The sequence below is a fragment of the Blautia sp. MSK.20.85 genome (assembly GCF_013317245.1).
Lineage (GTDB): Bacteria > Bacillota > Clostridia > Lachnospirales > Lachnospiraceae > Blautia_A.
This window is the reverse complement of the sequence record NZ_JAAIUN010000002.1, coordinates 183875-195197: the sequence shown is the minus strand read 5'-3', so window position 1 is coordinate 195197 and position 11323 is coordinate 183875. Positions and strand designations below refer to the sequence as shown.

Annotated in this window: 9 protein-coding genes; 8 read left to right on the top strand and 1 reads right to left on the bottom strand. The window is 44.5% G+C overall.

Going from position 1 to position 11323, the window contains the following annotated elements:
- Nucleotides 1-65: 65 nt before the first annotated feature.
- Both G5B12_RS02135 and G5B12_RS02130 read left to right on the top strand, forming a co-directional pair.
- Nucleotides 66-2024: a fructose-bisphosphatase class III gene (locus G5B12_RS02135; protein ID WP_021975892.1), complete on the top strand. Its 1959-nt coding sequence runs from the start codon at nt 66-68 to the stop codon at nt 2022-2024.
- A gap of 60 nt (nt 2025-2084) precedes the next feature.
- Nucleotides 2085-2906, top strand: coding sequence for a hypothetical protein (locus tag G5B12_RS02130; protein WP_174087659.1), 822 nt, complete (start codon nt 2085-2087; stop codon nt 2904-2906).
- 81 nt (nt 2907-2987) lie between these two features.
- Here G5B12_RS02130 and G5B12_RS02125 read toward each other — a convergent pair whose 3' ends face one another.
- The gene (locus G5B12_RS02125; RefSeq protein ID WP_015524345.1) at nt 2988-3203 is read right to left on the bottom strand and encodes a helix-turn-helix domain-containing protein; all 216 of its coding nucleotides are present in this window, start codon (nt 3201-3203) and stop codon (nt 2988-2990) included.
- A 196-nt stretch (nt 3204-3399) separates the two neighbouring features.
- Between G5B12_RS02125 and G5B12_RS02120 the strand changes: the two genes are divergently transcribed.
- The 6 genes from G5B12_RS02120 to groL all read left to right on the top strand — a co-directional run bounded on the left by G5B12_RS02120 (nt 3400) and on the right by groL (nt 11212).
- The gene (locus tag G5B12_RS02120) at nt 3400-4929 is read left to right on the top strand and encodes a YifB family Mg chelatase-like AAA ATPase (RefSeq protein ID WP_021975894.1); all 1530 of its coding nucleotides are present in this window, start codon (nt 3400-3402) and stop codon (nt 4927-4929) included.
- Nucleotides 4930-4955: 26 nt separating this feature from the next.
- Nucleotides 4956-5843 carry a DNA-processing protein DprA gene (dprA, locus tag G5B12_RS02115; RefSeq protein ID WP_021975895.1) on the top strand — a complete coding sequence of 296 codons (888 nt, stop codon included), beginning with the start codon at nt 4956-4958 and terminating at the stop codon, nt 5841-5843.
- Between the two features lie 71 nt (nt 5844-5914).
- Nucleotides 5915-7987: a type I DNA topoisomerase gene (topA, locus tag G5B12_RS02110; protein ID WP_118071680.1), complete on the top strand. Its 2073-nt coding sequence runs from the start codon at nt 5915-5917 to the stop codon at nt 7985-7987.
- A gap of 147 nt (nt 7988-8134) precedes the next feature.
- A complete protein-coding gene (gene codY / locus G5B12_RS02105; RefSeq protein ID WP_021975897.1) occupies nt 8135-8920 on the top strand; it encodes a GTP-sensing pleiotropic transcriptional regulator CodY in 786 nt (261 codons plus the stop codon).
- Nucleotides 8921-9260: 340 nt separating this feature from the next.
- The gene (gene groES / locus G5B12_RS02100) at nt 9261-9545 is read left to right on the top strand and encodes a co-chaperone GroES (RefSeq protein WP_021651813.1); all 285 of its coding nucleotides are present in this window, start codon (nt 9261-9263) and stop codon (nt 9543-9545) included.
- A gap of 47 nt (nt 9546-9592) precedes the next feature.
- Nucleotides 9593-11212 carry a chaperonin GroEL gene (groL, locus tag G5B12_RS02095; RefSeq protein WP_021975898.1) on the top strand — a complete coding sequence of 540 codons (1620 nt, stop codon included), beginning with the start codon at nt 9593-9595 and terminating at the stop codon, nt 11210-11212.
- Nucleotides 11213-11323 lie beyond the last annotated feature (111 nt).

Sequence of the window (11323 nt, the reverse complement as noted above, 5' to 3'; positions counted from 1 at the left end):
AATGCTGCCATTTCTCTTAATGGAAGATATGGCAGCGAGAACTCCCAGGAGGATATCAAGATAATATGAAAAAAGAAGAATTAAGATACCTGCAGCGACTTGCAGAGCTGTATCCTACCATAGCAAAGGCCTCAACAGAGATCATCAATCTGCAGTCTATATTAAACCTTCCGAAAGGTACCGAGCATTTCATGTCGGACATCCATGGAGAGTATGATGCGTTTTCCCATGTTCTTCGAAATGGTTCCGGTGCTGTGCGGAAAAAGATCGATGACGTGTTCGGACATACCTTAAGTAACAGTGATAAACGTTCTCTTGCCACACTGATCTATTATCCGAAAGAAAAGATGGAAGTCGTAAAGAAGCATGAAGAAGACATGGAGAACTGGTACAAGATCACGCTTTATCGCCTGATCGAAGTGTGCAAGACAACGGCGTCCAAATATACCCGTTCCAAAGTCCGTAAAGCTCTCCCGGCAGACTATGCCTATGTGATCGAGGAGCTGATCACGGAGAAGGCGGAAGTTCTGGACAAAGAGGCATATTACGATGCCATTGTCAACACCATCATTGAGATCGGCAGGGCAGAGAATTTTATCATTGCCCTGGCAGAACTGATCCAGCGTCTGGTCGTGGATCATCTTCATGTGCTGGGAGATATTTATGATCGAGGTCCGGGCCCGCATTTTATCATGGATCGTCTGATGAAATACCACTCTCTTGATATCCAGTGGGGAAATCATGATGTGGTCTGGATGGGAGCTGCCACAGGCCAGAAAGCCTGCATTGCAACGGTGATCCGAAACAGTATCCGCTACCGAAACATGGATATCCTGGAGGATGGATATGGAATCAATCTCATGCCGCTGGCAACCTTTGCAATGGAAGCTTATAAAGATGATCCCTGCACTGTTTTTGAGATGAAGGGAGATGCCAATAACTACAGTATTCTGGAAGAAGAGCTTGGACGGAAGATGCATAAGGCCATCGCCATCATCCAGTTTAAACTGGAAGGCCAGCTGATCCGCCGGCACAAAGAGTTCCATATGGAAAGCCGTTGCCTGCTTCATAAGATCGATCCGAAAAAGGGAACGATCACACTTCCGGACGGAAAAGAATATCCGCTGACGGATACATATTTTCCTACCATTGACTGGAAAAAACCATATGAACTTACCACAGAAGAAAAAGATGTGATGGATCGTCTGGATTCCGCTTTCCGTAACTGTGAGAAACTGCAGAATCATGTCCGGCTTCTCCTGGACAAAGGAGGCCTTTACAAAACCTATAACGGAAATCTTCTGTTCCATGGAAGCATTCCGCTCAATGAAGATGGAAGTCTGAAAGAAGTCCAGATCTATGGAAAAACCTACAGGGGAAAAGAACTCTACGATGTGCTGGAGACTTATGTTCGCCGGGCATTTTTCTCGGTAAATGAGGATGAAAAGCGTAAAGGCAGGGACATCATGTGGTATATCTGGGCCGCCCCAAATTCTCCTTTATTTGGGAAAGACAAGATGACCACTTTTGAGCGTTATTTTATTAAAGATAAGGAAACGCATAAAGAAACAAAAAATGCTTACTATCATCTTCTGGAAAACGAGGAAGTTGTAGACAATCTGCTCCGTGAATTCGGGCTGGATCCGGAAAAAGGCCATATCATCAACGGCCATGTGCCGGTTCACCAGAGCGAAGGAGAGAGCCCTGTAAAATGCAATGGAAAAGTTCTTGTCATTGACGGCGGTTTTTCCAGACCATATCAGAAAGTTACGGGAATTGCCGGTTATACACTGGTCTATAACTCCTATGGACTGATCCTGTCTGCTCATGAGCCTTTTACTTCCGCAGAAGAGGCAGTAGCCAAGGAACAGGATATTGTTTCCAACCGGGTGGCAGTTCATTACAATAACAAACGTACACTGGTAGGAGATACGGATACAGGAGCTGCTCTGAAGGAGAGGATCAGTGAGCTGATCCAGCTTCTGGAAGCTTACAGAAAAGGTATTATCAAAGAAAAGAAATAAACAGAAACGGGAAATACGCAGAGGATTTCTGATATGTTATAGTAAACAGAGGTGATGCAGATGAAAAAAAACAAAAGAAGAAAAAAGCGGCTGAAAACAGCTCTGATCCTGCTGATCATTCTGTTTATCCTGGCAGGATTCGGGGGTATGCTGTTTGTCTCCCACAAGAATAAAATTGAAAAAGAACAGCGAAAAGAAGCAGCACTGGCAGCATTGGACAGTATTCCGGAAATAACAGCGACACCGGCAGCAACAGCCACGCCGGTCCCCACAGCTACGCCGACACCGTCGCTGACACCGGTACCAACCATTCTTCCGGCTTTTGAACCGGAGAATTATCAGGGAACCTGGTATAGTGAAGATGGACTGACAACGATCGATATTTATGATATCAGCCTGAAATCTGTTTCTTTTACGTATAAAAGGATCAATGGAAAAAATCATTCGCTGAGTGTGGAAGCGGATGTAACTGCTGAAGTGGCCGGAAATGCCACACAGTTTTATCTGAAAGATTCCGATGGAAACAAAGCAAAGGGAGAATTTGTTTTTGATAAGAGTGGAGAATTTTATGTAAAAGTTAAAACTTATAAAAGGGCAGATGGTTCACTGACTTATCCGAAGACAGAATCGATCATGACAAGGGAGGCGCCGGCAGAAGATGCCGGATCGACAGAACAGGAAAATGCCGGAACGGAAGCGGCTTCTGATACATCAGATGCAGAGACATCTTCCGGATCATCCACAGAAGTAAACAGTACTGATGCTGAAAATGCTTCTGATGCGAATGCATATTACAGTGAAAGTGAAGATACTTCGTCCCAGGATGACACAGGTATATATGGAATCCCTTATGGCGAAGAAGAAACATATTATACTGAATAAATAAAGAATCCCCGGATCTGTAACAGTAAGGGAATCCTGATAAAGGAATTTCCCGAACTGTTTCAAGTTCCGGGGATTTCTTTATTTGATCATTTTTTTTCGGTCCGTACGGCCGACGAGATAGTCGATACTGGTGTCGTAATAATTTGCCAGCCGGATAAGCATTTCGATAGGAATATTACGGGATCCCGTTTCATAATGGGAATAAGAACGCTGACTGATGTGAAGGATTTCACTTAATTCTCTCTGAGAGAGATCTGCGTCTGTACGTAAATCCTGAATACGCTGAAATTTCATTGTGCTCACCTCTTCTTTCTATAGGAAGTATAAAACAGAACGAATTGCACTCTTGCAAAAGAGAGCAAAATGGACTATACTAAATTTATTATCTTCTTTTATTCAGAAAATGTCTATCTGAAATTTTCCCATTAATAATTGAAAAGACGAGAGATCTGAAGATCGGGTTCGGATTTTTCTCGCAGAAAGGACGAATTTGTTCGCAAGTGTATTATCAGCGGCGATTTTTGGCATGGAAGTGCGGGAAATCCAGGTTGAGGCAGATGTCAGTGATGGTTTGCCTTCTTTTACCATGGTTGGTTTTCCGTCTGCACAGGTAAGGGAGGCACAGGAGAGAGTTCGGACTGCATTTAAAAACAACCGGCTCAGCCTGCCTCCAAAGCGGGTAACAGTAAATTTTGCCCCGGCAGATATGAAGAAAGAAGGGGCCGGGTTTGATCTTCCGGTAGCTGCGGCAGTGCTTGCGGCTGCCGGGATCCTGAAACCGGAATTACTGAGCAGAGTTCTGGTTGTAGGAGAGATCAGCCTGAATGGAGAAATCCATGGTGTTTCCGGAATCCTGCCTCGTGTGATCCGTGCAAGAGAACTGGGGTTACGATTTTGCATTATTCCGGAAGAAAATATCCGGGAAGGAAAACTGGTACGGGATATGCAGGTGTTTGGGGTAAAAACGCTGGGAGATATGATCCGCTGTCTGAAAGAGCCGGAAGCATATCTATACACAGAAGAGAAAGAGATGGATATACAAGACGATCCAACGGAAAACAGGATTGATTTTGCGGATGTATGCGGACAGGAAGGAGCAAGGCGGGCAGCAGAGATCGCTGTAAGCGGTTTTCATAATATTTTGCTGATCGGTCCTCCAGGTTCCGGAAAAACCATGCTGGCAAGACGCCTGCCGACGATCATGCCCAGACTGACTTTTGAAGAGAGCCTGGAGATCACGAAAGTGTACAGTGTGGCAGGACTTCTTACAGAAAGTGACCCTCTGATCAGGGAGAGGCCTTTTCGCAGCCCTCATCATACCAGTTCCCCACAGGCACTGGCAGGAGGCGGAAGGGTTCCGGGACCGGGAGAAATTACCCTCGCACACAGAGGCGTTCTCTTTCTGGATGAGATGCCGGAATTTTCAAGAAAGAGCCTGGAGATCCTGCGTCAGCCCCTGGAAGATAAGGAAATCCATCTGTCCAGAGCGGCAGGAACCTATACGTTTCCTGCGAGTTTTATGCTGGCAGCAGCAATGAATCCCTGCCCCTGCGGATTTTATCCGGATATGAACCGATGCCGCTGTACTCCGGGAGAGATCACGCATTATCTGGGGAAAATCAGCCAGCCACTTCTGGAACGCATAGATATCTGCACAGAAGTTCCGTCGGTGAGTTTTTCGAAGATGAAGAAACGGACACCAGGAGAGCCTTCCGCAAAAATACGGGAAAGAGTAAAAACTGTCCAGGAGATTCAGAGAAAACGTTACCAAAAAGAGAAATTTTGTTTTAACGGAGAGCTTGACGGAAGAAATCTGGAAAAATACTGTGTTATGACAGCAGAAGCGGACAGACTGCTGGAACAGGCATATGAACAGTTTCGGTTCAGTACAAGAGCTTATCATAAGATCTTAAAAGTAGCCAGGACTATTGCGGATATGGAAGAAGCAGAAAAGATCCTGCCGGAGCATATCGGGGAGGCTCTTGCCTATCGGGCTTATGATAAAAAATACTGGTCATAAAACAGCAGAAAGGAAGGTACTTTATAATGGAAGAAATACAGAAAACAGAGATCCATTATGTGGAAAAAAACAGCAGCATTTATCCGGCAAGGCTTCGGGAACTTTCCGGTATGCCAAAACAGTTATATTATATTGGAAGATTTCCGGAAGATAATAAACCGACAGCAGCGATCGTTGGGGCCAGATTATGCAGTGCCTATGGAAGGATACAGGCATTTCGGTACGGGAAATTTTTGAGCGAGCACGGGGTACAGGTGATCAGCGGTATGGCAGCAGGAATCGATGCGGAGGGCCATAAAGGTGCACTGGAAGGAGGAACGCCTACATTTGCGGTACTTGGAAATGGTGTGGATATCTGCTATCCTTCATCCAGCCGTGGGATTTATCGGAGGATTCCGCAGAAGAACGGAGGGATCATCAGTGAGTATGAACCTGGGACCAGAGGCAGGGCTTATCATTTTCCGGCAAGGAACCGGATCATCAGCGGACTTGCAGACCTGGTGCTTGTAGTGGAAGCAAAAGAAAAGAGCGGATCACTGATCACTGCGTCCTGTGCTCTGGAACAGGGGAAAATGGTCTATGCCATTCCGGGAGCAGTAAATGATGCGTTGAGCCGTGGATGTCATAAGCTGATTTATGATGGAGCGGGAATCGCCTACTCTCCGGAAATACTTCTGGATGAGTGGGGACTGTCTGTGAAAAAAATGACAAATTTGTCGGGGAAAACCAAGATAGGACTTGCAACGGATTTGGATTTGGTGTATAGTTGTCTCGATTTACGACCAAAAAATCTGGATCAGATTATCAGAAAAACCGGTTTTTCACCGGGAAAAACAGCCGGTATCCTGGGACAGCTCATGCTGATGGGATTGGTGAAGGAAACCGGAAGACAGAATTATATCAGACTTGAATAACCGCCTTTTTGCCGGTAGCAGTGAGATTTTTTACACCGGACAGAAGGCAGAATAAGATTAGGAGAGGTAAAATGGCCAAAAATCTGGTGATAGTAGAGTCACCTGCTAAAATGAAAACAGTAAAAAAGTTTCTGGGGGCAAATTATACAGTAGAGGCATCCAATGGCCACGTAAGGGATTTTCCAAAGAGCCAGTTTGGTATTGATGTAGACAATGATTTTGAACCCAAGTACATTACGATAAGAGGAAAGGGAGAGCTTCTTGCAAAACTCCGTAAAGAAGCAAAAAAAGCAGATAAGATCTATCTCGCAACGGACCCTGACCGTGAAGGAGAGGCAATCTCCTGGCATCTGATGCAGGCACTGAAAACAGATACTTCAAAGATGCACAGAATTACATTTAATGAAGTAACAAAAACAGCAGTCAAGGCGTCCATCAAACAGGCCAGAGAGCTGGATATGAATCTTGTGGATGCACAGCAGGCCAGACGTATGCTGGACCGTATGGTAGGTTATACCATCAGCCCACTTCTCTGGGCCAAAGTAAAAAGAGGATTAAGTGCAGGCCGTGTGCAGTCTGTAGCACTGCGTATCATCTGTGACCGAGAAGATGAGATCAACGCATTCATTCCGGAAGAGTACTGGAGCCTGGAAGGTGAATTTCAGGTAAAAGGTGAAAAGAAGCCGTTAACGGCCAAGTTCTATGGAACTGATAAAAAACTTCCGATCAAAAACCGCCAGGAAATGGATGAAATCCTGAAAAATCTGGAAAACTGTAAATATGAGATCACAGAAGTAAAAAAAGGCGAGAGGATCAAAAATGCTCCGCTCCCGTTTACAACCAGTACACTGCAGCAGGAAGCGGCCAAGACTCTGAATTTTTCCACACAGAAAACCATGCGTCTGGCACAGCAGTTATATGAGGGTGTTGATGTCAAGGGAAGCGGCACAGTAGGTCTGATCTCTTATCTGCGTACAGATTCCACCCGAATTTCCGAGGAAGCAGATGCAGCAGCAAGAACCTACATTTCTGAACAGTACGGACAGAATTATGTTTCTCAGACAGAAAAGACAGTCAAAAACGGACAGAAGATCCAGGATGCCCATGAGGCAATCCGCCCTACAGACATTACAAGGACACCGGTTCTTGTGAAAGAATCTCTCACCAGAGATCAGTTTCGTCTGTATCAGCTGATCTGGAGACGCTTTGCGGCCAGCAGAATGGCACCGGCACGTTATGAGACTACATCTGTCAAGATCGGAGCCGGCGAGTATGTATTTACGGTTGCGGCATCCAAGGTTGCGTTTGATGGTTTTATGTCTGTGTATACAGAAGAGGGCGATGACAAAAAAGGCAATATTTTAAGTCAGAGCCTGGAAAAAGGCATGGAGCTGAAACTGAAAGAACTGAAACCGGAACAGCATTTTACACAGCCACCGGCACATTATACAGAGGCATCACTTGTAAAAACCATGGAAGAACTGGGAATTGGACGCCCGAGTACCTATGCGCCGACGATCACAACGATCATCAGCCGACGCTACGTATCAAAGGAACAGAAAAATCTTTACGTTACAGAGCTTGGTGAAGTTGTTAACAATATTATGAAACAGGCATTCCCGAGTATTGTGGATGTAAACTTTACAGCTACCATGGAGGGACTTCTGGACTGCGTGGAGGCAGGCACTGTGCAGTGGAAGACTGTTGTACGTAATTTCTATCCGGATCTGAAACATGATGTGGATGAGGCGGAGAAAGAACTGGAGAAAGTTGATATCCAGGATGAGGTTACAGATGTAGTCTGCGACAACTGTGGCCGTAACATGGTAATTAAGTATGGTCCACACGGAAGATTTCTTGCATGCCCGGGATTCCCGGACTGCCGTAATACGAAACCATATTATGAAAAGATTGGTGTTGCATGTCCGAAATGTGGCGGTGAAATTGTCATGAAAAAAACGAAAAAGGGCAGAAAATATTACGGATGTGAGAATAATCCGGAATGTGATTTTATGTCCTGGCAGAAACCATCCGCAAAGAAATGTCCGAAATGTGGCAATTATATGCTCGAAAAGGGAAATAAGCTGGTTTGCAGCCAGGAAACCTGCGGATATGTGGAACAGAAACCAAAAGATGAAGATTGATGGAATAAATGCTTTTCTACCAATTTTCAGAAAATCCCGTTAAAAATAAAAAAAATATAAAAATGTCTTGTAAATTTCCAGAATAACGTGTAATATTAGACTAGAAAAACGATTTCTTTCAAGGTACGAAAGTGAAAGGAGGAAAAAATGAGCGTTCAGTTGCTAGATAAAACTAGAAAAATCAATAAGCTTCTGCATAACAGCAGCTCAAGCAAGGTAGTGTTTAACGACATTTGCCAGGTGCTCATGGAAACCTTAAGTTCCAACATCCTGGTACTCAGTAAGAAAGGTAAGGTTCTGGGAGTCAGTATCTGTCCGGGCGTAGATGAGATCACAGAGCTGATCGATGATAAGATCGGCGGACATATTGATCCGTTATTGAACGAGAGATTTCTTGGCGTTCTTTCTACCAAGGAGAATGTCAATCTCCAGACACTTGGCTTTGAGCATGTACCAGGGAATTATCAGGGAATCGTAAACCCTATCGATATTGCAGGTGAGAGACTGGGAACATTATTTATGTATCGTAACGATCATCCGTATGATATTGAAGATATTATTGTCAGTGAGTACGGTACAACTGTTGTAGGTCTGGAAATGATGCGTGCGGTTCATGATGAGAATGCGGAGGAAGACAGAAAGCAGCAGATCGTGAAATCTGCGTTCAGTACCCTGTCCTTCTCAGAGCTTGAGGCGATCATCCATATCTTTGATGAACTGGATGGAGACGAAGGCATCCTTGTTGCCAGTAAGATTGCTGACCGCGTAGGTATCACCAGATCTGTGATCGTAAATGCACTGCGTAAATTTGAGAGTGCAGGTGTGATCGAGTCCCGTTCTTCCGGTATGAAGGGAACTTACATTAAGGTTCTTAATGAAGTAATCTTCGACGAGCTTGAGGAGATCAAGGCACAGAGAAACAAAAAGGCATAATGCGATCTGCATTATCTGCCGACTGATAATATAAGATAAAGAACGTGACGAAAGAGACTACCCGTTATTGTGGGCAGTCTCTTTTTTACTGAAATTCTTTTGCAGGATCGCATAAAAGGAAAGTGTATCTTTTTAGAAAAAATCAAAATAAATAATGAAATTAAGAAAATAAGAGAAAACAAGAGTATAAAAGAGATATAAAGAGAATAAACTAGAAATAGTATATCTTAAAAGAGTTGCGAAAAAACGTGAAATTCACTAATATAGCCATAGTGATTAGCACTCGTAGAAAGTGAGTGCTAGCAAACGAAAATGGAACTGATAAGGAGGAACATAGATCATGAAGTTAGTACCTTTAGGCGACAGAGTAGTATTAAAACAGGTTGAGGCAGAAGAGACAACAGCATCCGGAATCGTACTTCCGGGACAGGCACAGGAGAAACCACAGCAGGCAGAAGTTATCGCAGTTGGTCCTGGCGGAGTTGTAAATGGCAAAGAAGTAAAGATGGAAGTAGAAGTCGGAAACACTGTTATTTACTCCAAATATGCAGGAACAGAAGTTAAGATGGATGGTACGGATTACATCATTGTAAAACAGGAAGATATCCTGGCAGTTATTAAATAATATAAACATCTTATCGTATATCAATATAAATAGGAGGTCATTTTATCATGGCAAAAGAAATTAAATATGGCGCAGAAGCAAGAGCAGCACTTGAAGCTGGTGTAAATAAACTTGCAGATACAGTAAGAGTAACACTTGGACCGAAAGGAAGAAACGTAGTACTTGATAAATCTTTCGGTGCTCCGCTTATCACAAACGATGGTGTTTCCATCGCAAAAGAGATCGAGCTTGAGGACGGATTCGAGAACATGGGTGCTCAGATCATCAAGGAAGTTGCATCCAAGACAAACGATGTAGCAGGTGATGGTACTACAACAGCGACTGTACTTGCTCAGGCAATGGTTCATGAGGGAATGAAGAACCTGGCAGCAGGTGCCAACCCGATCATCCTCAGAAAAGGTATGAAAAAAGCAACAGATGTTGCAGTAGAAGCGATCAAGAACATGAGCCAGGCAATCAACGGCAAAGAGCAGATCGCTAACGTAGCAGCAATCTCTGCAAGTGATGAGCAGGTTGGACAGCTTGTTGCTGATGCTATGGAGAAAGTTTCCAAAGACGGTGTTATCACTGTTGAGGAGTCCAAGACCATGCATACAGAGCTTGACCTTGTAGAAGGTATGCAGTTTGACCGTGGATATATTTCCGCATACATGTCCACAGATATGGAGAAAATGGAGGCAACTCTTGATGATCCGTACATCCTGATCACAGACAAGAAGATCAGCAATATCCAGGAGATCCTTCCACTTCTTGAGCAGGTTGTTCAGGCCGGTGCGAAACTTCTCATCATCGCTGAGGATGTTGAGGGTGAGGCCCTTACAACTCTGATCGTCAACAAACTGAGAGGAACCTTCCAGGTAGTAGCTGTAAAAGCTCCTGGCTATGGTGACAGAAGAAAAGAGATGCTTCAGGATATCGCGATCCTGACAGGCGGACAGGTGATCTCCGATGAGCTTGGTCTTGACCTGAAAGAAGCTAAGATGGAGCAGCTTGGACGTGCAAAATCTGTTAAAGTTGCAAAAGAGAACACAGTTATCGTTGATGGTCTCGGTGACAAAGATGCCATTGCAAAACGTGTTGCACAGATCCGTGCTCAGATCGAGGAGACAAAATCCGAGTTCGATAAAGAGAAACTTCAGGAGAGACTTGCAAAACTGGCTGGCGGCGTAGCTGTTATCCGTGTAGGTGCTGCTACTGAGACAGAGATGAAAGAAGCAAAACTTCGTCTTGAGGATGCTCTTGCAGCAACAAGAGCAGCTGTTGAGGAAGGTATCATCGCAGGTGGCGGATCTGCTTACATCCATGCTTCCAAAGAGGTTGCAAAACTTGCAACAACACTTGAAGGAGATGAGAAGACAGGTGCTTATGTGATCCTGAAAGCTCTTGAGGCTCCGCTGTTCCACATCGCTGCAAACGCAGGACTGGAAGGCGCTGTTATTATCAACAAAGTAAGAGAGTCTGAGATCGGTACAGGCTTCGATGCTCTCAATGAGAAATACGTAAACATGGTTGAGAACGGAATCCTTGATCCGGCTAAGGTTACAAGAAGTGCTCTTCAGAATGCTACAAGTGTTGCATCTACACTCCTTACAACAGAGGCTGTAGTTTCCACAATCAAAGAAGATACTCCGGCTCCGGCTGCAAACCCGGGAATGGGAATGATGTAATTATCAGCTGAGCAGGTGAAATAATTAATTCACAAAATGAGAGGGCCTGCGCCATAGACGCGGCTCTCTTTTTGTGTTATAATCAAAAAGTCAGTAAATTACGAAAGGAAG